This window comes from Caenimonas soli, from assembly GCF_013155545.1.
Lineage (GTDB): Bacteria > Pseudomonadota > Gammaproteobacteria > Burkholderiales > Burkholderiaceae_C > Ramlibacter > Ramlibacter soli.
The window spans coordinates 262,131-287,113 of sequence record NZ_JABJVV010000004.1 but is presented as its reverse complement, the minus strand read 5'-3'; the positions used below and the strand labels follow the sequence as shown (position 1 = coordinate 287,113).

The window sequence follows — 24,983 nt, the reverse complement described above, 5'->3', positions numbered from 1 at the left end:
CCCTCCCCTCACGGGGAGGGTTTTTAGAATGAGCAACTTTGAGAAGAGAACTTGAATGAGCGCAATCGTTGACATCGTCGGCCGAGAGATCCTGGACTCGCGTGGCAATCCCACCGTGGAATGCGATGTGCTGCTGGAGTCGGGCACCATGGGTCGCGCGGCCGTGCCCTCCGGCGCATCGACCGGCTCGCGCGAAGCCATCGAACTGCGCGACGGCGACAAGGGCCGCTACCTGGGCAAGGGCGTGCTCAAGGCCGTAGAGCACATCAACACCGAAATCTCCGAATCGGTGCTGGGCCTGGATGCCTCCGAGCAGGCTTTCCTGGACAAGACGCTGATCGACCTGGACGGCACCGACAACAAGGCCCGCCTGGGCGCCAACGCCACGCTGGCGGTTTCCATGGCCGTGGCCCGCGCAGCCGCGGAAGAGTCGGGCCTGCCCCTGTACCGCTACTTCGGCGGCATGGGCGGCATGCAGCTGCCGGTGCCCATGATGAACGTGGTGAACGGCGGCGCGCACGCCAACAACAACCTCGACTTGCAAGAGCTGATGATCATTCCCGTGGGGGCACCGAGCTTCCGCGAGGCCGTGCGCTATGGCGCCGAGGTGTTCCACGCGCTCAAGAAGATCATCCACGACAAGGGCATGAGCGTGGCGGTCGGCGACGAAGGCGGTTTCGCGCCCAACGTGGCCAACCATGAAGCCGCGATCCAGATGATCCTGGAAGCCATCGAGCGCGCCGGCTACCGGCCGGGCGAGCAGATCGCCCTGGGCCTGGACTGCGCGGCCAGCGAGTTCTACAAGGACGGCAAGTACCACGTCGAGGCCGAAGGCCTGACGCTCGACGCCGGCGAATGGACCGACATCCTCTCGAGCTGGGTCGACAAGTACCCCATCATCAGCATCGAAGACGGCATGGGCGAGAGCGACTGGGACGGCTGGAAGACGCTGACCGAGCGCCTGGGCAGCCGCGTGCAGCTGGTGGGAGACGACCTGTTCGTCACCAACACCAAGATCCTGAAGGAAGGCATCGACAAGAAGATCGCCAACTCCATCCTGATCAAGATCAACCAGATCGGAACGCTCACCGAAACCTTCGCCGCCATCGAGATGGCCAAGCGCGCCGGCTACACCGCGGTGATCAGCCACCGCTCGGGCGAGACCGAGGATTCGACCATCGCCGACATCGCCGTGGGCACCAACGCCGGCCAGATCAAGACCGGCTCGCTCTCGCGCTCGGACCGCATGGCCAAGTACAACCAGCTGCTGCGCATCGAGGAAGACCTGGGCGACGTCGCCAGCTACCCCGGCCGCTCGGCGTTCTACAACCTGCGCTAGCAACCTGAAAAGTGGGCAACCGACTCGTCCCGGCCATCCTGATCGCACTGCTCCTGATCGTTCATGCGCAGCTGTGGTTTGGCCGGGGCAGTGTCGGCAACGTGTCCGCCATGCAGCAGAAACTCGACGCGCAGAAGGCTGCCAATCTAGAGGCGCAGCAGGCGAATGAACGGCTGTCATCCGAGGTGCGCGACCTGAAGGAAGGCCTGGAGATGGTCGAGGAGAGGGCCCGGATGGAGTTGGGTATGGTCAAGCCCAACGAAATCTTCGTGAATGTGACGAGGTGACCGAACTCCTCTTCGCACCGGCTATCACGCTTTGGGGTTCCCCCACCACCTGGCTTGAAATCGCGGCGGTGGTCATCGCCCTGGCCATGGTGGGCTGCAACATCCGCCAGATCCATTGGGGCTGGCCGCTGGCGATCGTCAGCTCACTGATGTATTTCGCGCTCTTCTGGCGCAGCAAGCTGTACGGCGATTCGGTGCTGCAGATCTTCTTCGCGGTCGTCGCGTTCTGGGGCTGGTTCCAGTGGTTGCGCGGCCGGCGCGCCGATGGCTCTCCCCTCCAGGTAAGCCGCCTCACGCAGCGCGGGCTGGCTTTGACCGTCGCGGCCTGCGCCCTCCTCTGGCCCGCCACCGGGCTCTTCCTCAAGACCTACACCGACACCGACGTGCCTTGGTGGGACGCATTCCCCACTGCCGTCAGCCTGGTCGGCCAGTTCCTGCTGGGCCGCAAGTACATCGAGAACTGGGCCGTGTGGATCGCGGTCAACGTCGTCAGCGTGGCCCTGTTCGCGTACAAAGGGCTATGGCTGACGGTGGTGCTCTACGCGGTATTCATCGCGCTCAGCGGCGTCGGCTGGCGTGCCTGGAAGCGAGCATTGTGAAGATCGCCCTGCTCGGCGCCGAGAGCACCGGCAAGACCCAACTTGCCGGCGAGCTGGCCGCCCATCTGCGGCAGCAAGGCAAGTCGATCGCCGTGGTGCCCGAAGTGCTGCGCGAGTGGTGCCATCGCGAAGGCCGCACGCCGCGGCCTGAAGAGCAATTGCCGATCGCACAGGAGCAGGAGCGCCGGGTGGACGAGGCTGGGACCCGTGCCGAGATCGTTATCGCCGACACCACGGCGCTGATGGTCGCGATCTACAGCGCCATGTTGTTCGAAGACGGAACGCTGTACCAGTTCGCCCTGGACCGGCAACGCAGCTACGACGTCACGCTGCTGACGGGCCTGGACCTGCCCTGGATCGCCGACGGCCTGCAGCGCGATGGAGCGCATGTGCGCGAGCCGGTGGATGCATTGATCCGCGCCGCACTGGCACGAGCCAAGGTGCCTTACCGCCTGGTCTATGGCAGCGGTGAGGAAAGGCTGGCGAACGCCTTGGCGGCCATAGGATCGGCGACTCCGTCAGGGCCGCCCTCCCGCCCCTGGGCCTGGTCCTGCGACAAATGCAGCGACCCGGATTGCGAGCACCGGCTCTTCACTGGGCTTTTGGGAAAGCCGAACGTCTAGGATCAAGAGGAAACGGAGTCCACCAAACGCTAGCATCCACGCGGCTCTCCAGCTAATCTGATCATTTACCCACAAGGCCTCGACAAAACCTGAATACGTGGACTCCTTCCGTAAACAGATGGAGGTTGTTCCTGACCGGGTGGCGATCCCGATCTCGTAGTCTGTGCCTGTGGGGATGCCATTGACCGAGTGCCGTACAGCGCCCCAGCGCACACCAGTGATCGAGCCAAGCTTGTACCGCTGTCCTTTCCAGTCAATTCCAGCTGAAGAAATGGACAAGGTGTCTTTGAAGACGAGCGCGACATCAGCAGGAAAGGTTATAGATCGTGCCCACTCCGCCTCTCTCGCTGTAGCTAGAGCTTCAGCCTTTATCCAAGCCTTGAGCTGGCTGATGCCGCCCTGATAACCGCGCCCCTGAATCTCGCGCAGCAGCACCGGCACCGGAATCCAGCGCGGCCTGGCTTGCTCGATTCGCGCGAGCAGGTAGTCTTTGTAGTCGTCCAGCTTGCACGGCCGCTCGCGCTGCAATGCCATACCCAGAGTCAGGTCGCCTTCAACCCGATCTTTGCAATCACCTTCTCGAAGCGGGCGCGGTCCGAAGCGACCTGTTTCCCGAAATCGTCGCTTCCGGTCGCCTTCACCTGAAACCCGACACCTGCCATCTTCGAGACGAACTCCGGGACCTGCGTCGCCCCGATGATTGCCTTCGAGATCTGGTTAGCGGTTTCGCGCGGGATGCCAGGCGGCGCGAAGAAGCCGAGCCACACCAGCGTTTCCGCGCCTGCGAGATTCAGCTCCCTCATGCTGGGAGCAGTCGGAAAGAGGGTCGAACGCTCCGGCGCGGAGGTTGCGATGACACGCGCCTTGCTGCCCTGCACCCAGGGCAGCGCGAGCGCAACGCTGACAAAACCACCATCGAGTTGCCCCGAGTTGAGATCGGTGAGCATGTCCCCTGGACTCTTGTAGTGAATCATCTCGACCTTGCGCTTGAGTCCTTCACTCATCATCGCCGCCACGAGATGATGCGGCGTACCCGGGCCGAGGGTACCGATCATCAGGTTGGGCCTGTCCACTTTCGGGCGCAGCAGGTCCGCGAACGTGGCCGAGCCCAGTTGCGTCCCTGAAACCAGGACCAGCTCCCCGGTCACGATCTGGCAAATGGGAACCAGGCCTGCCGGGTCGAAAGGCAGCTTGTTCAGGTGGGGAGCGGCCGTGATCTCACCGGTTGACGCAAGCAGCAAGGTTGCGCCGTCCGGCGGCGCGGCCCCCACGGCAGCAATCGCCAGGGCTCCCCCGGCGCCGGGACGGTTGTCGACAACGACGCCGGCCGGCCATGCACTGCTGATCAACGGCGCCAGCGTGCGCGCGGCAACGTCCAGGGACGATCCTGCCGAATAGCCCAGAATGATCTTCAGCGGCTGCCGCGCGTTGATCGGCTCCGCGGCGTGCGCGGCACGGTCGATTCCTACCGCCAAGGCTGCGGCCATTCCCGCAACCGCAGAGCGCCGGGTGATCGATGATTTGCACGATGTAGGGTTCATTGACTGTCTCCGTTATGGGTGTGTAACAACTGAAATGGATCGCCGTTTCCGGCGAGCCCCGCGTCCTGCGAATTGCTGGTGACGGCAACCTCGCATGCTCCTACCTGCTGCTGGTGGTTTTCTTGCCGATCCACACCAGGGCGGCCTCCCAGCCGCTCAGGCCGCGACCGGCGCTCGCGGCGGCAGTCCTTCGACCTGCGACTCGATCACCGTCTCGCCACGCTGATTGACATAGCTGGCGTCCATCACGACGCGGCCCTTCGGGGCCTTCTCGACAACGGTCAGCGTCACCGTGATCGTGTCGCCGATGAAAACCGGTGCAAGGTAGCGGGCATCCTGGCGAAGGAGAATCGTTCCGGGGCCTGGCAGCCTCATGCCGACCAGGTACGCGACAAGCGAAAGCGCGATCGGGCCATGCGCGACGCGCTGGCCAAACCGGCTTGTCTTCGCATACTCGATGTCGGTGTGGATCGGGTTGAAGTCGCCGGTCATGCCCGCGAACAGCTGGATGTCGGTTTCGGTCACTGTGCGGGTGAAGCTTTCGCTGTCCCCCACGTTGAGTGCATCGTATGTACGGCCAATTTTCATGTTTGATACCCGGGCTGGTTAAGAGGATTTCGCGAACTGTTCGCGCAGGACTTTCTTCTGAATCTTTCCAAGGGGATCCTTGGGGAGCGCCTGGAGGTGGACGACACTGCGCGGCAGCTTGTAACCCGCGAGGTCCCTGCGACAGAAGTCGATGAGTTCGTCCTGGCTGACCGACATGCCAGGCTTGGCGACGACGACGGCCAGCACCTGTTCACCCCACCTGGCGTCCGGGACGCCGATGACCGAACACTCGGCAATGGCCGGATGGCGGTAGATGACGTCTTCCACTTCGCGCGGCGCGATGTTCTCTCCACCCGAGATGATCAGATCCTTCTTGCGGTCAACGACATAGATGAAGCCGTCTTCGTCGATCGTGCCGACGTCGCCGGTATGGAGCCAGCCGTTGCGCAGGCTCGCCTCGGTGGCGTCCGGACGGTTGTAGTAGCCGACCATGACGTTGGGACCCTTGCCGATGATTTCTCCGAACTCCCCAGGCTTGACGTCATTGCCGCTGTCGTCCACGACACGAACGTGGCAACTGAACATCTCCTTGCCCACGGACGCGACCCTCGGTGTGTGCCCCCCGTCCCGAGACAACTCTTCTTTGCTCAGATAGGTCAGGTACGGGGAGCTTTCGGTCAATCCGTAAACGATCATCAGGCGGTCGGGCCCGAACAGGGAGATCGCGCGGCGCAGCACTTCCACAGGCGTCGTCTGGCCGCCAAGCCCCAGTGTGCGCAGCGTGCCCGTGTCCTTTCTGCCGGCGCTTTCGTAAGCATCCATGAGCGGCAGCAGCATCGTGAACACCACGCTGGTATGGGTGATTGCCTCGCTGTCGACCAACCGCCAGAACTTCGACGCTTCGAAGGTTTCCACGATGACGCAGGTGCCGCCAATGTAGAACTGCGCGAGGGCGAACGATGCCTCGGCAGTGTGGTACAGCGGCAGGGTATGCACGCAGACATCGCTCTGCTTCATTCCGTAGGCGATGATCTCGTTCATCAGGTTCGAGACGAAATTCGCATGCGTGAGGACGACACCTTTCGGGTTGGCCGTAGTGCCACTCGTGTAGAAGATGGCGAACATGTCGTGCTCCGACAGTTCCACTTCGGGCTCGATGGCGGGCATCCGGTCGCGCGCCTGTGCGTAGCCGGACTCCAGCGACACACGCGGGACGGGAACAGCCGGGTCCCGGGCCACTTCGAAGTAATCGGACAGCAGGAACAGCTTTGCACCGGAATCGCCGAGGACAAAGTTGATTTCGACCGAAGCCAGGCGGAAGTTGACGGGGACGTAGGTGATGCCGGACTTGGCGGCCGCAAAGAGGATCTCGAGCAGTTCCGGCCGGTTGCGACTGAGCACCGCGACCTTGTCGCCTTTGCGTAGACCTTGCTGGGTGAGGAAGGCGGCGCAACGATTCACACGATCGTTGAAGTCCTGGAAGCTGATTCGTTCCTCGCCAAAAACGATGGCGGTTTTCCTCGGCGTCCTTCGCGCCCAGTTCGTCGGAAGCTGGCCGACGAGAACTCCCTCACGCCCGCTCGAAATGCTCATAGATGCACTCCAATCTCAAGGTATTTGTCAACCACCACTGATCCACTGCACTTTCGAGAGCCGGCATGAATCCGCATCACGCGTGGCCTCACCCATCTCCGGTCAGACCAGGGTGGCGGCGTGCCTGAACGCCTGTCTCATGTCTGCCACCAGGTCCTCTGCGCTTTCCAGCCCGGCATGGATCCGGATGATCTTTCCCGCATGCGGCCAGGTGCGCGCGGAACCGGGAATCGATTCTTCGGACGGCACCGCCAGGCTCTCGAAGCCGCCCCACGAAAAGCCCACACCGAACAACTGCAGGCGATCGAACAGCGCCTTGATGACGTGCGGCTCCAGTCTGTGCAGCTGCACTCCGAACAGGCCGCTCGCGCCGCGGAAGTCGCGCTTCCACAAGGCGTGGCCCGGGTGCTCGGGCAGGGCCGGATGCAGCACGCTGTGGACCAGCTTGTGTTCGCGTAGGCTCTCGGCGAGCACCGCGCCGTTTTCCCAGTGTCTGGCCAGGCGAACGTCCATGCTGCGCAGGCCGCGCAAGGCCAGGTAGATGTCGTCGGGGCCGGCGATCTCGCCGAAATCGTGGCTTCCCTTCTGCAGGCGTTCCCAGCTTTCCCTGGTGCCGGTGGCGACCCCGAGAAATGCATCGGAATGGCCGACGATGTACTTGGTTGCGGCCTGGATCGAAACGTCCACTCCATGCTCGAAGGGCTTGAAGAACAACGGCGACGCCCAGGTGTTGTCCATCACCACCGTCGCCTTCGCGCGGTGGGCTTGCTCCGCGATGGCCGGGATGTCCTGCACCTCGAAGGTCCATGAGCCTGGGGATTCGACGTACACGACGCGCGTGTTGGGCCGGATGAGCGCACCGATGCCCGAGCCGATCAAAGGATCGAAGAAACCGACTTCAATTCCGAAGCGCTTGAGCACCTGTGTCGCAAAGCTGCGCACGGGGCCGTAGACGCTGTCGGTCATGAGGATATGGTCGCCCGCCTGCAGGAAGGAAAGCAATGTGTGCGTGCACGCCGACAGCCCGGAGGGAAACACGATGCTGCGGTGTCCGCCTTCGAGCTTGGCGATCAGGTCCTGGAAGCTGTGCGTCGTTGGCGTGCCGAAACGCCCGTAACGACTGGTCCCGTTTTCCGGCGCCTTCCAGCGCTCCCATTCCTCCAGACTGGAGGCCAGGATGGTCGAGCCGCGATGGACCGGCGTATTTACCATGCCGGAAAACCGCCCGGGTTGCCGGCCACCGTGGACCAGAAGCGTCCTGTCGTCGGAGCTGGACTTGAGAACGTCTGGGTGGTGGGGCGGGGATTCTGCTGTGATGTTTGATGTCATTGGAGCGATGTAAGAACGATCTGACCGGCAGGACAAGCCACCAGCGCACGCATGCCGGGCTGCAGCGCGCGACGCACCGGAACTGCGATTCCCAGTTCCCGGTAAATGGCCCGCAGCTCGTCGGCCTTGGGGTGAATCACTTCGAATTCCAGCAGCTGCAAGCCGCCAGGCGCCGTCTCCGACGGATGGGGCGTGTCCTGCCAGTCGATGTAGTAAGGCAGGTAGTCCCCGAAGGCAGAGCCCTCGGTGAAGCCGAGACGCCAGTGCAGGAAGTCGCCGTCGGGCCGCTGTCGACTGCAAGGGTTCGGCCCGTCCCATGGCAGTCCCAGGCGCGCAGCGGCGCTCGCCACCGGCGCCATGTCGGTGCACCGCATCACGAAGGTGATCAGGCCGGGCGCTTGCCGGGCGTGGACGATGGCGCCGTAGTTGTTTTCCAGCGGCTGGGCCGGATCGGGCGCGACGATCTCGAGATAGCAGCCTTCACCAAACGATGCCAGCGCATTTTGTGTGCCGCGGCCGGGATGCCTGCCGCCGATACCCGCACGTACGCCAGTCATTTGCTCGAAGAGCGATACCCCGGACTGGAGGTCCGGGACGGTCCAGAGGATGTGGTCGAGTGGCAGCATCGGGCTAATAAACTGTTATGGCGCCTACTGTAACCTGTTATGAAATGCCATGCAACACCGCGGTGCTATAGTTGAATCCATGGCAACCGCGGGCAAGAATGCCGTTCTGCAAACAACGGGACCGCCGGCGCGCGACGCGGCGGTGAGGCCTCTGGCATCGGAGCGGCAGAGTGACCTGGCATTCCAGTCGATACGGCGTGCGATCGTGCGCTGCGAACTGGCGCCCGGGCGAACCGTGTCGGAAGCCGAGATCGAGGAGCATTTCGAGCTGAAGCGCGCCGCCACCCGCGCTGCGCTCGACCGCCTCGCGACACACGGACTGCTGCAACCGTTACACCGGCGCGGCTACCAGATCAAACCCATCACGTTGCGCGACGTGAACGACCTGTATGGCCTGCGCGAGGTCCTCGAGCTTGCGATCGTCAAGGCCGCAGCCGGACGCGTGGACGAGGTCAGCCTGCGGCGGCTCGACAAGGTTTGCGGGCTGAGCTACAAGCCGGGCAATCGCGACAGCGAGGACCGGTTCCTGCGCGCCAATTCGGAGTTCCACCTGCTGATCGCCTCTGCCACCGGCAACGAACGGCTGGTCGGCGCGCTGGCCGAAGTGCTGCACGAAATGGAGCGCTTCTTCCATTTCGGCCTGGCGATCCGGGACCGTACGGCCGAAATGCGCCATGAACATGAAGCCCTGATCGAAGCCTTGAGCCAAGGCGACGCAAAAGCCGCACAGCAGGCGATTCTGGAAGAGCTCAGATCCTCCAGGTCCATGGTGCTCAATGCCCTGATGTCCTCGGCCAGTCTTCTCGACGTCAGCATCACCGCCAAGGCCCTCGATCCCACGGGCAAGCGGCTGGCCCGCTAGCGCAACAGTCGCGCAAGCACCGGCGCCTCCTGGCGCGTCTTTCTCATGGATCAGCCGCGCCCCGCGGCGCCCAACAGCGAGCCACAGCCCCCTCTCCCAGAGCTCGGAATGCGGATTCTTCTTGCCGTTTAACATGTCATGAACTATATTCACCATTTTTGACCCCGGGCCCTGCTTCCCTGGGACCCAACAGCGAGCGCAGCAAGATGCCCGACAACCAGTACATGACGATGGAACAGCTCCAGGGGCAGCTCGACAGCTCGCCTTTCATCGATTTCCTCCAGTTGCGCTGCGAAAGCATGGACGTGGAAGCCGGGACGCTGTCCCTCAGGATGCCCATGCGCGCGCAACTCGAGCGTTTTGCCGGATCGGGCCAATACCACGGAGGTCCGGTGGCTTCGCTGGTTGATACGGCGGGCGATTTTGCCGTGGTGATGGTGACCGGGGGCCCCGTGCCGACCATCAACTTCCGCATCGACTACCTGCGTCCATCGAGCGGGGCTTTCCTGGTGGCGAAGGCCTTGATCCGCAAGGTCGGCCGGACCATGGGTGTCGTGGACGTCGACGTCTTCGACGACCAGGGGCGACTGACGGCGGTCGGACGGGGCTGCTTCGGCGTGCCGCGCCCGGAAATCAGCCCATGACGAGGGCACGCGTTCCAGCAACCTTACAAATTCCAGTACAGGAGCGGCAATGAAAGCAGTGGTAATTCATCGGCACGGCGAAATCGGGGAATTGACCTTCGAGAACGCGTGGCCCGACCCCGTCGCGCAAGAAGGGAGCGTCGTGCTCGCCGTCAAGGCGTGTGCCTTGAACTACCACGACCTGTTTACGCTGCGAGGCATGCCGGGCATCAAGGTTCCGATGCCGATCATCCTGGGGATCGACATGGCCGGCGAGATCGCGGCCGTCGGCAAAGGCGTCACGAACTGGAAGGTAGGCGACCGGGTCCTGGTCGATCCCATGGACCGCGTGAAAAACCAGTTGATCGGCGAGATGTCGGACGGCGGGCTGGCGCAGTACTGCGAAGTCCCGGCCCACATGCTGATGGCGTTGCCCGATCGCGTGTCCTTCGCCGAGGCTGCCGCCCTCCCGGTCGCCTACGGTACGGCCTACCGCATGATGATCACGCGCGGCAAGGTGGCGGCCGGCGAAAAGGTGCTGGTGCTCGGCGCGTCGGGCGGCGTTGGAACCTGCTGCGTGCAACTGGCCCGACTGGCCGGGGCCCATGTGGTGGCGGCCGCCTCCACCTCCGAGAAGCTGGACCGGCTGATCGAACTGGGCGCTCACGAAGGCATCAACTACCAGGCCGTCAATTTCATGAAGGCCATCCACGAGCGCTTCGGCAAACCCAGGGTGTGGGGAGGCGGCGGCGTCGACATGGTGGTGAATTTCACGGGCGGCGACACCTGGGTGCCCTCCTTGCGTTCACTGCAGCGGGGCGGGCGGATGATGACCTGCGGAGCCACCGCCGGTTACGACCCGCAAACGGACATTCGCTACATCTGGACCTTCGAGCTCAATATCCAGGGCTCCAATGCCTGGGACAGGGGCGGCCTGCACGCCTTGCTCGACCTGGTGCAGCAACGCAAGCTCATCCCGATGATCGACCGGACGGTACCGTTGTCGCGGGCCATCGAGGCGTTCGAGGCGCTGGACCGGCGCGAATTATTCGGCAAGGTCATCATCGAGCCTTGACGTCGGCGCCTCGCGCCCGCTCCATCATGGGGCATCGTTCAGCACGATTGATCCACGCGAGCGGTGCGAGCAGCCCGTCGGATGAGCGCCGGCGCGGCTTGCATCCATGCGCAGCGCCTGGCGGCCCTGCGCCTCGAAAAAAAGACCCCCACCCCAACCGTTCGCCCCCCGCCGGAAAGCCTTGCAAACACGGTTCATGAATGCTATTCTCAATTCCATGAACGCAATTCACGAAATAAAAACGGCGGTGATCGGCAGCGGCGTGATGGGCTGCGGAATTGCGCTGGCCTGCGCGCTGTCGGGGCGCGCCGTCGTCCTGCACGACCAGAACGCGGCCGCGCTGGATGCCGCGTTCGAGCGCATGCGCATGGACCTGCAGCGCCTTGCAGCGCGGGGGCGCTTGACGCAGGAGCAGGCCGCCGCCGCGATGGCGCGAATTTCCGGTGACAGCAGGATCGAGGGAGTGGCGGCCTGCGACCCCGTGATCGAAGCGGTGTTCGAGGATTTGGCAGTCAAGTCGGAACTGTTCCGGCAGATCGGCGGGATCGTGGCGCCCGATGCCCTGGTTGCCAGCAACACCAGCGCGCTCTCCATCGAGGCCCTTTCGGGTTCCATTGCACAGCCTTCGCGTTTCACCGGAATGCATTTCTTCATTCCCGCGCACCAGAACGCGCTGGTCGAGATCACGCGCGGCACCCGCACCAGCCAGTCCAGCCTCGAACGCGCCATCGCGTTCTGCCGCTCGATCGGCAAGACCACGCTGCAATGCAAGGACTCCCCGGGCTTCGTGGTCAACCGCTTCTACCTTCCCTTCATCAACGAGGCAGCTCGCATCGTCGATGAGGGCCTGGCGTCCGCCAGCCTGGTCGACGAGGCCGCGAAACTGGCGTTCGAGCCGCCCATCGCGCCGCTGGCGCTTTGCAATCTCGGCAGCCCGAGGACAACACACGGCGCAATAGCGGCGCTGGCTGCCCTGGGCCCTTTCTATGCACCGGCCGCCAACGTGGTTTCGCATGCGGCCGCGATGACACCCTGGCCCCTGGGGGACAAGTCCGCTGCGCCCGCGTCGGTTCCGCAGGCCATCGTCGATCGCCTCAGGGGCAGCGTGTTCCTTTCGATCCTCCACGCGCTGGACCAGGGCGTGGCCGCCGCCGCGGATTTCGATCTTGCAGCCCGCGTGGCGTTGCGGTTCGGCCTCGCGCCTGTCGCCTTGATGGACCGGCTGGGCGCCGCCGAAGTGCGCCGCCTGGTTCACCCTCTGTGCGAAGCCCATGGACAACCCCTTCCCGCCGCGCTGCGCGCAGTTGGCGGGCTGTCAGCCACCACCGAAAGGGAGACCCCTTGACGTTCGACCCGACCCGCTATGCGGCATTCCTGAAAAAATATGCCACCAACGGCCCTGCGCCGGGAGGCCTGAGCATCGCCCTGTGCGACAGGCATGCCGAGAGGGCCCCCGACTCCCTCGCCCTGATGGACGAAGCCGCCGACGGGACCATCACCACCTACAGCTACGCGAAGCTGCGGGAGCTGTCGACGCGTTTCGCCAACGCCCTCGCCGCGCGCGGCGTCCGTCGGGGCGACCGCGTGGCTCTGTTTCTGGGGCAGACGCCCGAGATGCCGATCGCGCTGATCGCAACCTGGCGGCTGGCGGCCATCGCGATGCCGATCGCCAGCGTGTTCAGCGGGACCGGGCTGCTGCACAGGCTGGCTCATTCGGGCGCCAAGGGCATCGTGACCGATCGCACGGGCTATGCAAAGTTGCAGCCCATGCTGGACCAGCTTCCGCCCGACATGACGATCTGGCTGACCGACGGAACCGAGGCGGGCACTGCCGACTTCTGGTTGGACCTGGCAAAGGGTTCGACACTGTCCCCCGGCGTACCAGGCCAGGGCCGCGATCCGGCCTACATCATCTACACCTCGGGAACCACCGGCAAAGCCAAGGGAGTGTTGCATTCGCATGGAGGCTGGCTCGGCGGCGTGGGTGGACTTGCCATGATCCACACCGACCTCGGAACGACGGGCGACGTTGCGTGGTCGCCCGCGGAATGGACCTGGATCGCCGGCTTTTCCGGCATCCTGCTCTCCTTTCTGTATGCCGGCACCCCGCTGGTGTCCTGGAAAGCGCCGCATCCCTTCGACCCCGACGCGGTGTTCGCATTCATGTCGCGTCACAAGATTCGCAACACCCTGCTGACGCCGACCATGCTGCGCATGATGCGGCAGGTCGGGACGCCGCCGCCGACGGTGCTGCGCAGCCTGTTCTGTACCGGCGAGTCGCTCGGAAAGGACATGTTCGAGTACCTTCAGTCGGCGTTCGGCCTGATCCCCGGCGAGGCCTATGGGCAGACCGAGTGCGCCCCTTTCACCGTTCACAACGCGGCGTTGATGCCGGCACGCTTCGGCTCGCTCGGCCTTGCGGTTCCGGGCGCCCGGCTGCAGATCGTGAACGCTGCCGGCGAGCCGGTGAAGTGCGGCGAGGTGGGGGAAATCGCATCGCACCGCAGCCATCCACAGACCTTCCTGGGCTACTGGGGCGACGAAGCCGCGACGGCGGCCAAGCTGCGTGGCGAGTGGCTGATGACAGGCGACGAGGCCTGGCAGGACGAAGAGGGCTACCTGTGGTTCGTGGGCCGCAACGACGACATCATCAAGAGCTCGGGCTATCGCATCGGCCCCTCGGACATCGAGGCTTGCTTCGTCACCCACCCGGCGGTCGACCTGGTGGCCGTGGTCGGGCTGCCCGACAAAGTGCGCGGCGAGGCCGTGACGGCCGTCGTGCAGCTCAAGCCCGGGGTCGCGCCCTCCGAAACCCTCAGCCGGGAACTGGTCGAGTACGGCCGCACCCGCCTGGAACGCCATGAATATCCGCGCCGCATCGAGTTCATGGCGCAGTTGCCGCTCACCGTGACCGGAAAGGTCATGAGAAAAGCGGTCAAGGACGACCTGTGGCAGCGCGACGCCGCGCGCGCGTAATCCACCTTTCGAGCATTCGTTTGTATCCGCGCACCACGCGCAATTCGTCTTTGTTGCCCACCAAGAGATAAGGAATCATCATGCAATTCACTCGAGCGTTTCACGGCATTTGCGCTCTGGCGGTCACCGCCGGTTGCCTGCTGCCCGCGCCAGCGTCCAGCCAGCCGGTGCGCATCGCCGTCATCGAGCCGCTGTCGGGACCGACGGCCGGCACCGGCAAGCCCTGGGTCGACAACCTGACGGTCGCCGCCGATGAGCTCAACGCCCGCGGCGGCGTGCTCAAGGGCAGGAAGATCCAGATCGTTCCGCTCGACAACGCCGGCAATGTCGAGAAGACCAACGAACTGCTCAACAAGGCCTACGACGACGGCATCCGCTATGTCGCCGTGGGCATCGGTTCCAACCACGCCCTGGCCACCACCGCCTTCGTCGAGCGCCAGAACAAGCGCTCGCCGGACAACCCCATGGTCTTCTTCAACACCTCCGGCGGCGCCCTCGCGCTGACCAACGAGAACTGCTCGTACTGGCACTTCCGCTGGGGCATCGGCGCCGACATGTACGCCTCGGCCCTGGTCAATGCGATGGCCAAAGATCCGGGCGTCAAGCGCATCTACCAGATGGACCAAGGCTATGCATTGGGCCAGGCTTTCCACAACGCAGCCTCGCAGCTGGTGAAGGAGCGCCTGCCCAATGCCGGCGTGGTCGCCGCCGACGTCATCCTGCCCTTCGGCAAGGTGCAGGACTTCACGCCCTACGTTGCCAAGCTGCGGCAACTCAACGTCGACACGGTGCTCACCAGCGCGTTCGACGTGGACTTCATTCGCTTCTACAAAGCCATCGTCGCGGCCGGCCTCAAGGTCAAGGTCTATGCCGCGTACGGCAATCTGTCCCCGCACATGGCCGTGATCACGCCGCAGGACCTGGCCATCGTGCCGGTGGTTGCCGTGACTGACCTGAACCCCAACGATGGCGTCGGTGAGGAGATGAAGAAGGTGTATGCCAACTACCGCAGCAACTTCAACGGAAGCTACTTCGCCGAGCGCATGGTCTGGATGCTGGACATGTTCAAGTCCGCCATCGACAAGGTCGGCGAGGACAACCCGCGCAAGGTCGCGGCCGCGCTGGAGCAGACCAGGATCACCACGCCCTCCGGGCCGGCGTCGTTCCGGACCACCGATCACCAGTTCGAGTTCCCGCTCACCATCGTGCAGCTATCCGCATCGGTGCCGGAGAAATATTTTGTCGAAGGGCGCACCACCGGCGTCGGCTTCAAGACGCTGTACCCGCCTTCGCCGCAGGGTTCGATGATGCCGACCACCTGCAAGATGGCTCGGCCTTCCTGACGCGCGGCTTTTCCTACCGGAGCGTTCCATGGACAGTGTCGCATTCGTCGTTTTCAACGGTATCTCCTACGGGCTGATGCTGTTCCTCTTGAGCAGCGGCTTCACGCTGGTGTTCGGCATCATGGGCGTGCTGAACATCGCCCATGCGACCTTCTTCATGCTTGGCGCGTACTTCGCCTACGAGCTGTCGCGCATCGGCGGCTTCTGGCTGGGCCTGTGCCTGGCGCCGATCGGGGTGGCCATCCTGGGCTCCCTGATCGAGCGTCACGTGCTGTCACGGGCGCGGGGCGCGGGCCACCTGGCGGAATTGCTGGTGACCTTCGGCCTGGCCTATGTGCTGACAGAGGCGGTTCAACTGATCTGGGGGAGGACCTCGGTGCCTTACCTGGTTCCGACTTTCCTCGACTTTCCGCTGTTGCGCACCGGTGGCATCCAGTACTCGGCGTACAAGGTTCTGTCATTCGGCTTGACGCTGCTGGTCTTCATTGTCCTGTTCCTGGTGATGCGCCTGACACTGATCGGCTCCATCATCCGGGCCGCGCTGACGCATCCCAAGATGACGGCGGCGCTGGGCCACAACGTGCCGCGGCTGTTCAACCAGGTGTTCGCGGTGGGCGCGGGCCTGGCGGGCCTGGCCGGGGCGCTGGCGGGCAACGTCCTGGGCACGCAGCCGACGATGGCCATCCAGCTCGGCGCGCTGATTTTCGTGGTGGTGGTGGTCGGCGGGCTCGGTTCGCTCGGCGGCGCCCTGCTCGCGTCCCTGCTGATCGGCCTGGTTCAGACCGCCGCGGTTTCCTACCCTGTTTCATTGCTGGACGTGGCGGCGCTGCTGCACCTGGATGGGCAGGCGCTGGCTCGCAGCACGGACCTGCGCCAGTTGTCGACCGCATCGATCGCACCGCTGCTTCCCTATCTGCTGATGATCGTCCTGCTGCTGGTTCGCCCGCGCGGCCTTTTCGGAACGCGAGACGTCTGATGTTTACCCGCCCTCATCGATTTTTGCTGGCGCTCACGCTGTTTGCGGCCGCCCTGTCCCTGCCCCTGCTCAAGCTGTCTCCGGCCACGCTCACCGGCGCGTCGCAGATTGCGATCGCAATCCTGTTCGCGCTGTCTTTCCACCTCATGTACGGCATCTGCGGAATGCTGTGGTTTGCCCACGGCATCTTCTTCGGGGTCGGCGGATACGCCCTGGTCTACCTCCTGAAGGGTTTTCACGCGCAATCGATTCCCTATGTGCCGATCTCCCTGCTACCGCTCGCGTGCGGCCTCGCCGCGGCGCTTGCCGGCGCGGCCATCGGCTGGATCGCAACGCGCCGCGAGAAGCTGGCCTTCGCCATGATCTCCCTGGGCATCGGCGAACTGGCCATGGGCCTGGGCTATGTGTTCAGGTCGGTGTCGGGCGGAGAAGAAGGCCTGTCGGTGGACCGCTGGGTCGGCCCCACGCCCCTTGGCATCACGTTCGGCCCGCCATGGCAGGTCTACCTGCTGATCGTCTGCTGGGTTGCGCTGAGCATGCTGGCGATTCGCCATTTCGAGACCACGCCACTTGGCCGCATCGCCTTGGCCGCGCGGGAGAACGCCGAGCGTCTTCGGTTTCTCGCCTACGACGTTCGCATGGTGCGCTGGCTCACCTTCACCGTGTCCAGCTTCTTCGCGGGCATCGCGGGCAGCCTGTCCGCGCTGAGCTACGAGCACGTCGGCCTGGCGTCGCTGTCGATCGAACATTCGGCGCTGCCGGTATTCATGACGGTGCTCGGTGGAACGGGCTCCTTTTTCGGAACCATCGCCGGCGCAATCGGCGTGACCTTGCTCAGCACCCAGCTCAGCGGCGTGACGCCGGCCTGGCTGTTCTACCTCGGAGTCATCTTCACCTGCGTGATCCTGTTCTCGCCGAACGGCCTGGCGGGGGCTTTCGCGGCGCAGCGTGCGCTGCTCGTCGCAGGGACGGCACGCAGGCAACTGCTGCGCAACGGGCTCGCGCGCGCCGCGGCCATCCTGGTGGTGGCCACCGGCCTGATCGGCATGACCGAGGTCGTGTTCGCCCGGCGCAGCGGCGGCGGGGCCGTGTCGATCTTCACGCTCGGGCTTCCGCTGGCAGGTGCGCTATTGCTCTGGCTCCTCGTGGCCGCCTCGGGCGCCTGGTGGGGATGGTCCACGCTCGCGCGCGCGGCCAGGATCCGGCGAGCCGCACCTGACGTCACCCGCAGCAAGATGGAGGCAGCATGAACACCGCACTCGAACTGACCGAGGTGCGCAAGCAGTACGGCCTGCTCAAGGTGCTCCAGGGCGTGAACTTGTCGATCGCCGCGTCGGAGCGCCATTGCATCATCGGCCCCAACGGCGCCGGCAAATCCACGCTGTTCCACGTGATCTCGGGACGCCAGCCCTTGTCCGGGGGGCGCATCACCTTGGGCCAGAAGAAGATATCCGGACTGGTCCCGCACGAGATCGCGCGGCTCGGCCTCGCCCGCAGCTTCCAGATCAGCAACCTCTTCCCGCGTCTGAGCGTGCTGGAAAACCTGCGTTGCGGATGTATGTGGAGCAGCGGAGACCGGTATTCGATCTGGCGAAACATCGCCAAATCGCATGCAGCCAACCGGCGCGCGCAGGAATTGCTTGAGGAAATCGAGCTGCAAGCACGGGCGGACACGCTGGCCGAGAACTTGAGCTACGCCGAACAGCGTGCACTGGAGATCGGGATCGCCGTCGCCGGCAATCCTTCCGTGCTGCTGCTCGACGAACCCACCGCCGGCATGAGCCAGGCCGAGACCGAACGGGCCATCGGCTTGATTCGCCGCGTCAGCGAAGGCCGTGCGCTGGTCATGGTGGAGCACGACATGAGCGTCGTTTTCGGCCTGGCCGACCGGATCACCGTGCTGGTGGCCGGCAAAGTCCTGTGCACCGGCACGCCCGAAGCCGTCCGCGACAACGCCGCGGTGCGGGAAGCCTACCTCGGAGATTTGGGGCAGGACCATGCTTAGCATCAAGAACCTTCATGCCTACTACGGGCAGAGCCACATCCTGCAGGGCATCGACCTGGAGGTACCCGCCGGCGCGGTGGTGAGCCTGCTCGGGCGCAATGGCGCTGGCCGGTCCACCGCGCTCAAGGCCATCATCGGCGAGGTGCAGGCACAAGGGTCGGTCCGCCTCGATGATGCGGAAATGATCGGACTGCCACAGCACCGCGTGGCGCGCGCGGGCATCGCGTACGTCCCGGAGAGCCGTGACGTCTTCCCCGAGCTCACGGTGCGCAAGAACCTCTCCCTGGGAATGAAGCGCGGCCCCGGCGGCGAGTCGAAATGGAAACTCGAGGAGATGTTTCAACGCTTTCCGCGCCTGGCCGAGCGCGCAGAGGTGAACGCCGGGTCGCTGTCCGGCGGCGAGCAGCAGATGTTGACCATCTGCCGCAGTCTGCTGGGCAACCCGAGGGTCATGCTGGTGGACGAACCCACCGAGGGCCTGGCGCCGAAAGTGGTGGCGCAGGTGGCCGAACTGCTCAGCGATATCGCCGCCGCGGGCGTCGGCATTCTTCTTGTGGAGCAGAAGCTGACCATCGCAATGCGCTTGTCGCGCACCGTGCATGTGATGGGGCGTGGGCAGATCGTCTATTCGGGTTCGCCCGAGGCATTGACGGCGCAACCCGAAATTTTCCGCCAGTGGCTGGCAGTTTGACTTAAAGGAACGACTTTCATGCGAGAAGCAGTAGTAGTGGGCTATGCCCGAACCCCCATCGGCAAGGCCCATCGCGGCAGCCTCAACATGACGCACGGCGCCACCATGGCGGGCCATGCGATCGCCGCCGCCGTCGAACGTGCGGGAATCGAACCCGGCGAAGTCGAGGACGTGACCGTGGGCTGCGGCTATCCCGAAGGCGCAACCGGCGAGAACATTGCGCGGCAGTCAGCGCTGCGGGCCGGGTTGCCGGTGACGGCGGCCGGCCTGACGGTCAATCGCTTTTGCTCCTCCGGCCTGCAGGCGATCGCCATCGCCTCGCAGCAGATCATGGCCGGTGGCAGTGACGTGATGGTGGCCGCCGGCGTGGAGTCGCTGAGCCTGATCGAGGGCCCGGGCAAGAACCGCTCGAACGTGGAGGAAGCATGGCTGCTGGAGAAGTATCCCGAGATCTACCGCATGAGCATGCTGCAGACCGCCGAGGTGGTGGCAAAGCGCTACGGAATTTCGCGTGAACAGCAGGACGCCTACGCGCTGCAAAGCCAGCGGCGCCACGCGTCGCCGGAGCAGCAGGCGATCCTGCGCGACGAAATCGTGCCGATCACGGTGCGGCGGCGGGTGGTTGCCAAAGGAAGCGACACCGCCTATGAGGAAACCGCGACGCTGGCCCACGACGAAGGCGCGCGCGCCGGCACGACCCTGGACGGCCTGGCCGGCCTCAAGGCGGTGGAGCCCGAGGGCAGCGTCACCGCGGGAAATGCCAGCCAGCTGTCCGATGGCGCGGCGGCGGTCGTCGTGGTGGAGCGCAAGTTCGCTGAGAGCCGCGGCCTGAAGGTGCTGGGCGCCTTTCGCGGCTTTGCCGTGGCCGGATGCGAGCCCGACGAAATGGGCATAGGGCCCGTATTCGCGGTGCCCCGCCTGCTGGCGCGCAACGGCCTTTCGATCGACGACATCGACCTGTGGGAACTGAACGAAGCGTTCGCCTCGCAGGTCCTGTACTGCCGCGACCGGCTGGGGCTGCCCAATGAACGCTTCAACATCCACGGCGGCGCGATCTCGATCGGCCACCCCTACGGAATGAGCGGCACGCGGATGGCCGGGCACGCCTTGCTTGCGGGGCGCGCGATGGGACTGAAGCGCGCGGTCGTCACCATGTGCATCGGCCATGGCATGGGCGCGGCGGGCCTGTTTGAGATATTTTCCTGACGCGATGGCGAAATGCCCCTGTCATTCATACCACCGGAACGCGAACTGCTGCGAACCCTGCAGTGCGTTGCAGGGTTGGAGGCGCTGCTGGCCTTCGATACCGAAGGCGCTGCGGTGGACGATGTCGCCGCCATCCTGACGCACGGGGGCCGGTTCGCGACGAGGTGGCTGTCGCCCGGCCGGGGCGCCTCGCAGCGCGAGGGCGCGAGACTGGAGGGCGGCCGCGTCAAGGCGCCCGTGGGTATTGCCAAGGCCTATGAGGCCTTCCGAAGCGACGGCTGGATGGGCATGTCCATGCCACGCGAGCTGGGCGGGAGCGCCCTGCCTTGGGCTGTGCAATTCGCATTGTGTGAGATCTGGAGTGCGGGTGACGCTGCTTTCAATCAGTTGCCGGCCTTGACCCATGGTGTCATGGTTGCGCTCGAGCAGCATGCGCCCGAGTGGATGCGGCGGGGATGGCTGCCCAGGCTGGTTTCGGGGGAATGGACCGGCGCCCTTGGAATGACCGAGCCGCAAGCCGGTTCGGACCTCGGCTTGCTGCGGACCAGGGCCGTGCCCCACGACGACCATTACATGATCGTCGGCCAGAAGGTGTTCACGTCCTGGGGCGATCATGACGGCGCGGCGAACGTGCTGCATCTGGTACTGGCACGATTGCCGGGAGCCCCTGCCGGCACGGCGGGCATCTCGCTGTTCGCGGTGCCCTTGCGTCGAGCCGACGCCGCGGGCGTCGCAGGGGATCTCAATCACGTCCGGGTGCTGTCCCTCGAAGACAAGATCGGCCTGCATGCCAGCGCGACCTGCTGGATGGAATTCGGCCGCGACGGTGTAGGCGCCGAGGGCTGGCTGCTGGGGGAGGCGAACCGGGGCCTGGCCTGCATGTTCTCGATGCTCAACATCACGCGCCTGGCCACTGCGGTGCAGGGCGTCGGCCTTGCGGAGCGCGCCTACCAGCAGGCGTTGGGCTACGCAAGGCATCGCGTCCAGGGCAAGCCGGTCACCGGCGGCGCCGCGTCGATTCCGATCATCGGCCACCCGGACGTGCAGCGCATGCTGCTGACGATGCGCACGCTGATCGCCGGCGCCCGCGCGCTGTACCTCTACGCCGCCGCCCAGCTGGACATCTCGGCCGCGCACCCCGTTCCCGCGCAGCGAACAGTGGCGAAGGCCCGGCTCGAACTGCTCACGCCGGTCGCCAAGTCCTGGTGCAGCGCGCGGTCCGTGGAGGTGACGGCCATGGCGATCCAGGTTCACGGCGGCGCCGGCTATGTTGCCGAAACCGGCGTAGCGAGCTATCTCTCGGATGCCCTGGTCGGGCCGATCTATGAAGGAAGCAACGGCATCCAGGCATTGGATTTCGGCCGCAGAAAGGTCCTGCGCGACCAGGGGCAGGCACTGCGGGAACTGATCGTCGAACTGCATGGCCAGTTCAGGGCGCGCGCCGAAGCAGAACCGCAATGGGCGCAGCCTTTTGCTGCCGTTGACCCGTACTGCAGCCTGTTTTTCACGCTGGTTGAACTTTCGAACCAGCGCTGGTCCGCGCAACCGTCGACGGCGGCCGCAGCGGCCAGCGATTTTCTCGATTTCGCGGGCACCCTGATCGCGGCTTTGCTGCTGGCGCGGGAAGCCGAGCCAGGTGGGCGGCAGGCGAATGCAGAGCCGCTGGCTGTCATGAAGTTTTTCGCAGCCCAGGTGCTGCCACGCTGCGACACCTACGCCGCACAGGTGCTCGCGGCCGAACATGTGGTTCAGGCGGCGTTTTTGGTGGACTGAGGCCGGCACGATCGGCAAAAATGGGGAAGTATCAAAAAAAATGAAAGGACGTGCCACTGTGTCTAGTCTCGTTGCCGCCGCTCGAAAAATGCCAAAGACTACGCCGCGCGCATCGCTGCGAAAAGAGTTCGAACTTCGCGGGGAGGCCATCCTCGAAGCGGCGCTGGCGGAGTTCTGCGAGAACGGCTACGACGCCACCTCGATCAGCTCCATCGCGTCGCGCCTGGGTATTTCAGACGGTCTTCTCTACAAGCACCTCGACGGCAAGGAGGAACTGTTGTACCGCTCGATCGCGTGGCACTACGCCGAAGTGGTGCAAATGATCCGCGACGAAGTGAAAAAGGAGAAGACGCCGCTGGAGCGGATGCGCCGCTTCGTGGAGCTGCAATTCATGTCGTGGCGCGATTCGCCCAAGTTCAACCTGCTGTATTTCCACGAAACGCGCCGCCCCCCGCACAAATATTCGTCCATCCTCAGCCCGCTCAGTAGCATCTACGTGCGCTGTTTCGAGGACATCCTGCGCGACGGGATCAAGAGCGGGCAGTTCCAGCCTGATCTCAATGTTCGCTTCATCCGCGATTTCGTGATCGGGGGGCTAGACCATTCTGTCTGGTGGTCCGCCGCAACCGGCCGGCGAATCGACGTGGAAGCCCTCACGGAACAGAGCATGGCTTATGTGCTGCCAGGCCTGCTTGCCGAGCCCGCGGCCAAGTTCGCATCGGCCGAGGCAATAGCCCGGAAATCGATGCCTTAGCGATGAAACGGGCTTGCGTCGCGAAATCGTGAATGGTATTCTCGATGTCATGAATAGAATTCACGATTTGCCTGGCGCTACTGCCACGGGTGCCGCCGGCACGGCCTCTCCACACCAATTCAGCTATCTGCACCTGAGCATCGAGGGGGCGGTGGCCAAGCTGCGTTTGAACCGTCCGGGAAAACGCAATGCGGTCAACAAGGAAATGATCCTCGAAATCGGCGCCTTCTTCGCCTCGCCTCCCCCGGGCGTGAAGGCCGTCATCCTGCATGCGCAGGGCGACCATTTCTGTGCCGGGCTGGACTTGACGCAGGTGCTCACCGCGACCGATCCGCTGGGCGCGATCGAGGAGTCGCGGTTGTGGCACCGGGTATTGCAGGACGTGCAGTATGGCGGGTTGCCGGTCATCGCGTTGATGCACGGCGCAGTGCTGGGCGGCGGGCTTGAAATAGCCACTGCGGCGCACATCCGGGTGGCCGAGGAGAATGCGTTTTTCGGCCTCCCCGAAGCACAGCGGGGCGTGTTCGTCGGTGGCGGCGCCGCGGTCCGCGTGGGCCGCATCATCGGCAGCGGCCGAATGACGGAAATGATGCTGACCGGTCGGACTTATAGTGCCCAGGAAGCCCTCGCGCTTGGTCTTGCGCACCATGTGATGCCGGCCGGCAAAGGCATGGCCAAGGCAGAGGCGCTGGCAATCTCGGTGGCCGGCAACGCCCCGCTGACGACGTACCTCGCCATCCAGGTACTGCCGCGCATTGAAACCATGGGCAATGAGGAAGGCTTCATGACCGAAGCCCTCGCAGCGGCGCTGCCGCGATTCTCTGCGGATTCTTCCACAGGGGTATCTGCCTTTCTGTCGAAGCAGACCCACCGCTTCGACTAGCCGTGAGTTGCAATATGTTGTTCCCGCCGAGGCGGGAAGCTAATGCAGGCAACCAGTCAGTGCTCTCGGCACTGTGGGTCCACATGCGGCCGCAGGCCCATCACGAAGGCAAGTCTGGATGAATCGTTCGGCCTTGCCATTGGTTTGCGGTCGGTAGGGCTTGGTGAACGTGTGCTTGATTGCAGTGACCTTAGGCGGGGCGCTCATCGCCCGAAGCAACAGGAACGAGGCCAGCCGCGGTCTCCGCCCCGTGATGTACGCGCGGGCGCGCACGAGGGTGGATTATAGATAATTCGTACATGCGATTCCGATAACTCTGCCGACGCATCGTTCGCCGCACTGGCCCGGAGCAACGCCAACAAGGTTCCACGTTTGGAACGTTGAAATCTTCGGGATTCTTCGACGCAGCGGGATCTTCAGCAAGGGCGCCTTCGGGCCCTGGCAGGCGCCAATACCACCCCTTGCTCATGCCCCCCTTGCGGCGTTGTAGATTCAGCCGCTTGCCAGCCGCCCGTATCCCCTTCCGACCGAATCACGCGTACGCCAGGGCTTTGGCCGCCGCGCCCGCAGGCACCCATGCCGCGCCGATCAACTCCTGCCGCCGCATGTCGGCTGCGTCCGTCAGGTCGCCGACTCGGTGTTGTCAGGCGCGTCCGCATCAGCCCGTCCGAGCAGCTCGCCGGCCGAGCCTTGAACCTCCCTGCCCCACTCGATCCGGGTAGCCTCGATTCCAGCAAGTGCTTCCACCAAGTTCAATTGGTACTCAAACCCTACGTCGTTCCGGACCAATGTTGCTTTTGGCGCGCGCGAGGATTCGGCAATCTCGCCCCTCGTCGTCTTTGCTCTTGGCCGCCAACAGCACTACCCGCGCGACCGCAGTGAACGCGATGCTACCCACCACCCGCGCGGACGGGTCCATCGACGGGCGCACGCCCATTTCGCGGCAGCGGCTGCCGAAGGCAACGCTGGTGTATTGGGCGTATTCAACCGGTCGTCGCAACATTGAATTGCTGAACCGATTTTAGGTACTCGTGCACGGCTTCGGCTGGTGTCTTCCAACCGAGCGATTTTCGAGGCCTGGTGTTCAGCGTGTGGGCTACGGCTTGGATCTCCCGTGCGCTCCACCTAGACAGGTCGGCGCCCTTTGCGAAGAAGGGCCGCTTTGCAGACTTCCATGCGGTCGTCCAAGAGGCTGACCAACCCCCCTACGGAGCGGTCGCACTACGCCTACAGCGCATCAAAGGGCGGTGTTGTGGACATGACGCTGGCGGAGATCGTCTCCGCCGCACCGCACAAACCCGGACTCCGAAGCGCCGCTTCGGCGCAAGCG

Annotated in this window: 23 protein-coding genes and 3 pseudogenes; 18 read left to right on the top strand and 8 right to left on the bottom strand. The window is 64.5% G+C overall.

The window, feature by feature from the left end; all coding sequences use genetic code 11:
- Positions 1–55: 55 nt before the first annotated feature.
- The 4 genes from eno to HNE04_RS08390 are packed head-to-tail and all read left to right on the top strand — an operon-like array spanning position 56 to position 2,848.
- The gene (eno, locus tag HNE04_RS08405; protein ID WP_172218079.1) at positions 56–1,339 is read left to right on the top strand and encodes a phosphopyruvate hydratase; all 1,284 of its coding nucleotides are present in this window, start codon (positions 56–58) and stop codon (positions 1,337–1,339) included.
- 11 nt (positions 1,340–1,350) lie between these two features.
- Positions 1,351–1,626 carry a septum formation initiator family protein gene (locus tag HNE04_RS08400; RefSeq protein ID WP_172218078.1) on the top strand — a complete coding sequence of 92 codons (276 nt, stop codon included), beginning with the start codon at positions 1,351–1,353 and terminating at the stop codon, positions 1,624–1,626.
- Positions 1,623–2,225 carry a nicotinamide riboside transporter PnuC gene (gene pnuC, locus HNE04_RS08395; RefSeq protein WP_172218077.1) on the top strand — a complete coding sequence of 201 codons (603 nt, stop codon included), beginning with the start codon at positions 1,623–1,625 and terminating at the stop codon, positions 2,223–2,225. Before HNE04_RS08400 ends, pnuC begins: the two co-directional genes overlap by 4 nt.
- Complete coding sequence (locus tag HNE04_RS08390; protein ID WP_328700290.1) at positions 2,222–2,848, top strand: ATP-binding protein; 627 nt, start codon at positions 2,222–2,224, stop codon at positions 2,846–2,848. Before pnuC ends, HNE04_RS08390 begins: the two co-directional genes overlap by 4 nt.
- A gap of 369 nt (positions 2,849–3,217) precedes the next feature.
- Here HNE04_RS08390 and HNE04_RS08385 read toward each other — a convergent pair.
- The 6 genes and pseudogenes from HNE04_RS08385 to HNE04_RS08360 form a co-directional block, all read right to left on the bottom strand.
- Positions 3,218–3,373: pseudogene (locus HNE04_RS08385) on the bottom strand (IS21 family transposase); the annotation flags it as partial.
- Positions 3,374–3,390: 17 nt separating this feature from the next.
- Positions 3,391–4,389 (bottom strand): Bug family tripartite tricarboxylate transporter substrate binding protein, encoded by a 999-nt coding sequence (locus HNE04_RS08380; RefSeq protein ID WP_172218075.1) that lies wholly within the window; start codon positions 4,387–4,389, stop codon positions 3,391–3,393.
- A gap of 156 nt (positions 4,390–4,545) precedes the next feature.
- The gene (locus HNE04_RS08375) at positions 4,546–4,977 is read right to left on the bottom strand and encodes a MaoC family dehydratase (protein WP_172218074.1); all 432 of its coding nucleotides are present in this window, start codon (positions 4,975–4,977) and stop codon (positions 4,546–4,548) included.
- 18 nt (positions 4,978–4,995) lie between these two features.
- Positions 4,996–6,531: an acyl-CoA synthetase gene (locus HNE04_RS08370; protein WP_172218073.1), complete on the bottom strand. Its 1,536-nt coding sequence runs from the start codon at positions 6,529–6,531 to the stop codon at positions 4,996–4,998.
- Between the two features lie 102 nt (positions 6,532–6,633).
- Positions 6,634–7,860, bottom strand: coding sequence for a cystathionine beta-lyase (gene metC, locus HNE04_RS08365; protein WP_172218072.1), 1,227 nt, complete (start codon positions 7,858–7,860; stop codon positions 6,634–6,636).
- Positions 7,857–8,486, bottom strand: a complete 630-nt coding sequence (locus tag HNE04_RS08360; protein ID WP_172218071.1) for a VOC family protein — start codon at positions 8,484–8,486, stop codon at positions 7,857–7,859. The genes metC and HNE04_RS08360 overlap by 4 nt, the downstream gene beginning before the upstream one ends.
- Before the next feature lie 79 nt (positions 8,487–8,565).
- Here HNE04_RS08360 and HNE04_RS08355 point away from each other — a divergent pair, with 79 nt between their 5' ends.
- The 14 genes from HNE04_RS08355 (at position 8,566) to HNE04_RS08290 (ending at position 23,653) form a co-directional block, all read left to right on the top strand.
- Entirely contained in the window at positions 8,566–9,348 is a 783-nt protein-coding gene (locus HNE04_RS08355; protein WP_172218070.1) for a GntR family transcriptional regulator, read from the top strand.
- Between the two features lie 158 nt (positions 9,349–9,506).
- Positions 9,507–9,992, top strand: a complete 486-nt coding sequence (locus HNE04_RS08350) for a PaaI family thioesterase (RefSeq protein ID WP_235964864.1) — start codon at positions 9,507–9,509, stop codon at positions 9,990–9,992.
- Positions 9,993–10,041: 49 nt separating this feature from the next.
- On the top strand, positions 10,042–11,046 hold the full coding sequence (locus HNE04_RS08345; protein ID WP_172218069.1) for a zinc-binding dehydrogenase: 1,005 nt from the start codon (positions 10,042–10,044) through the stop codon (positions 11,044–11,046).
- Between the two features lie 217 nt (positions 11,047–11,263).
- A complete protein-coding gene (locus HNE04_RS08340; RefSeq protein WP_172218068.1) occupies positions 11,264–12,391 on the top strand; it encodes a 3-hydroxyacyl-CoA dehydrogenase family protein in 1,128 nt (375 codons plus the stop codon).
- Complete coding sequence (locus HNE04_RS08335) at positions 12,388–14,022, top strand: AMP-binding protein (protein WP_172218067.1); 1,635 nt, start codon at positions 12,388–12,390, stop codon at positions 14,020–14,022. The genes HNE04_RS08340 and HNE04_RS08335 overlap by 4 nt, the downstream gene beginning before the upstream one ends.
- Positions 14,023–14,102: 80 nt before the next feature.
- The gene (locus HNE04_RS08330; RefSeq protein ID WP_172218066.1) at positions 14,103–15,365 is read left to right on the top strand and encodes an ABC transporter substrate-binding protein; all 1,263 of its coding nucleotides are present in this window, start codon (positions 14,103–14,105) and stop codon (positions 15,363–15,365) included.
- A 28-nt stretch (positions 15,366–15,393) separates the two neighbouring features.
- Entirely contained in the window at positions 15,394–16,341 is a 948-nt protein-coding gene (locus tag HNE04_RS08325) for a branched-chain amino acid ABC transporter permease (protein WP_172218065.1), read from the top strand.
- Complete coding sequence (locus HNE04_RS08320) at positions 16,341–17,591, top strand: branched-chain amino acid ABC transporter permease (RefSeq protein WP_172218064.1); 1,251 nt, start codon at positions 16,341–16,343, stop codon at positions 17,589–17,591. The genes HNE04_RS08325 and HNE04_RS08320 overlap by 1 nt, the downstream gene beginning before the upstream one ends.
- Positions 17,588–18,346: an ABC transporter ATP-binding protein gene (locus HNE04_RS08315; protein ID WP_172218063.1), complete on the top strand. Its 759-nt coding sequence runs from the start codon at positions 17,588–17,590 to the stop codon at positions 18,344–18,346. Before HNE04_RS08320 ends, HNE04_RS08315 begins: the two co-directional genes overlap by 4 nt.
- On the top strand, positions 18,339–19,037 hold the full coding sequence (locus HNE04_RS08310; protein ID WP_172218062.1) for an ABC transporter ATP-binding protein: 699 nt from the start codon (positions 18,339–18,341) through the stop codon (positions 19,035–19,037). Before HNE04_RS08315 ends, HNE04_RS08310 begins: the two co-directional genes overlap by 8 nt.
- A gap of 18 nt (positions 19,038–19,055) precedes the next feature.
- Positions 19,056–20,243 carry an acetyl-CoA C-acyltransferase gene (locus tag HNE04_RS08305; RefSeq protein ID WP_172218061.1) on the top strand — a complete coding sequence of 396 codons (1,188 nt, stop codon included), beginning with the start codon at positions 19,056–19,058 and terminating at the stop codon, positions 20,241–20,243.
- 12 nt (positions 20,244–20,255) lie between these two features.
- Positions 20,256–22,016 (top strand): acyl-CoA dehydrogenase family protein, encoded by a 1,761-nt coding sequence (locus HNE04_RS08300; RefSeq protein WP_172218060.1) that lies wholly within the window; start codon positions 20,256–20,258, stop codon positions 22,014–22,016.
- Positions 21,985–22,770, top strand: a complete 786-nt coding sequence (locus HNE04_RS08295) for a TetR/AcrR family transcriptional regulator (protein ID WP_172218059.1) — start codon at positions 21,985–21,987, stop codon at positions 22,768–22,770. The genes HNE04_RS08300 and HNE04_RS08295 overlap by 32 nt, the downstream gene beginning before the upstream one ends.
- Before the next feature lie 13 nt (positions 22,771–22,783).
- Positions 22,784–23,653: a crotonase/enoyl-CoA hydratase family protein gene (locus tag HNE04_RS08290; protein ID WP_235964863.1), complete on the top strand. Its 870-nt coding sequence runs from the start codon at positions 22,784–22,786 to the stop codon at positions 23,651–23,653.
- Positions 23,654–23,752: 99 nt separating this feature from the next.
- Here HNE04_RS08290 and HNE04_RS08285 read toward each other — a convergent pair.
- Together HNE04_RS08285 and HNE04_RS08280 are read right to left on the bottom strand one after the other, a co-directional pair.
- A pseudogene (locus HNE04_RS08285) lies at positions 23,753–23,845 on the bottom strand (integrase core domain-containing protein); the annotation flags it as partial.
- 791 nt (positions 23,846–24,636) lie between these two features.
- Positions 24,637–24,813 (bottom strand): annotated as a pseudogene (locus tag HNE04_RS08280) (IS30 family transposase); the annotation flags it as partial.
- Positions 24,814–24,983: the final 170 nt, after the last annotated feature.

Bases quoted from the DNA above. Each gene is read 5' to 3' on its own strand.
- HNE04_RS08315 (WP_172218063.1), top strand. From the start codon at position 17,588: ATGAACACCGCACTCGAACTGACCGAGGTGCGCAAGCAGTACGGCCTG.
- HNE04_RS08340 (WP_172218068.1), top strand. From the start codon at position 11,264: ATGAACGCAATTCACGAAATAAAAACGGCGGTGATCGGCAGCGGCGTG.
- HNE04_RS08330 (WP_172218066.1), top strand. From the start codon at position 14,103: ATGCAATTCACTCGAGCGTTTCACGGCATTTGCGCTCTGGCGGTCACC.
- metC (WP_172218072.1), bottom strand. From the start codon at position 7,860: ATGACATCAAACATCACAGCAGAATCCCCGCCCCACCACCCAGACGTT.
- HNE04_RS08320 (WP_172218064.1), top strand. From the start codon at position 16,341: ATGTTTACCCGCCCTCATCGATTTTTGCTGGCGCTCACGCTGTTTGCG.
- HNE04_RS08325 (WP_172218065.1), top strand. From the start codon at position 15,394: ATGGACAGTGTCGCATTCGTCGTTTTCAACGGTATCTCCTACGGGCTG.
- eno (WP_172218079.1), top strand. From the start codon at position 56: ATGAGCGCAATCGTTGACATCGTCGGCCGAGAGATCCTGGACTCGCGT.
- HNE04_RS08295 (WP_172218059.1), top strand. From the start codon at position 21,985: ATGTGGTTCAGGCGGCGTTTTTGGTGGACTGAGGCCGGCACGATCGGC.
- HNE04_RS08355 (WP_172218070.1), top strand. From the start codon at position 8,566: ATGGCAACCGCGGGCAAGAATGCCGTTCTGCAAACAACGGGACCGCCG.
- HNE04_RS08380 (WP_172218075.1), bottom strand. From the start codon at position 4,389: ATGAACCCTACATCGTGCAAATCATCGATCACCCGGCGCTCTGCGGTT.
- HNE04_RS08360 (WP_172218071.1), bottom strand. From the start codon at position 8,486: ATGCTGCCACTCGACCACATCCTCTGGACCGTCCCGGACCTCCAGTCC.
- HNE04_RS08375 (WP_172218074.1), bottom strand. From the start codon at position 4,977: ATGAAAATTGGCCGTACATACGATGCACTCAACGTGGGGGACAGCGAA.
- HNE04_RS08305 (WP_172218061.1), top strand. From the start codon at position 19,056: ATGCGAGAAGCAGTAGTAGTGGGCTATGCCCGAACCCCCATCGGCAAG.
- HNE04_RS08370 (WP_172218073.1), bottom strand. From the start codon at position 6,531: ATGAGCATTTCGAGCGGGCGTGAGGGAGTTCTCGTCGGCCAGCTTCCG.
- HNE04_RS08345 (WP_172218069.1), top strand. From the start codon at position 10,042: ATGAAAGCAGTGGTAATTCATCGGCACGGCGAAATCGGGGAATTGACC.
- HNE04_RS08300 (WP_172218060.1), top strand. From the start codon at position 20,256: ATGCCCCTGTCATTCATACCACCGGAACGCGAACTGCTGCGAACCCTG.
- HNE04_RS08310 (WP_172218062.1), top strand. From the start codon at position 18,339: ATGCTTAGCATCAAGAACCTTCATGCCTACTACGGGCAGAGCCACATC.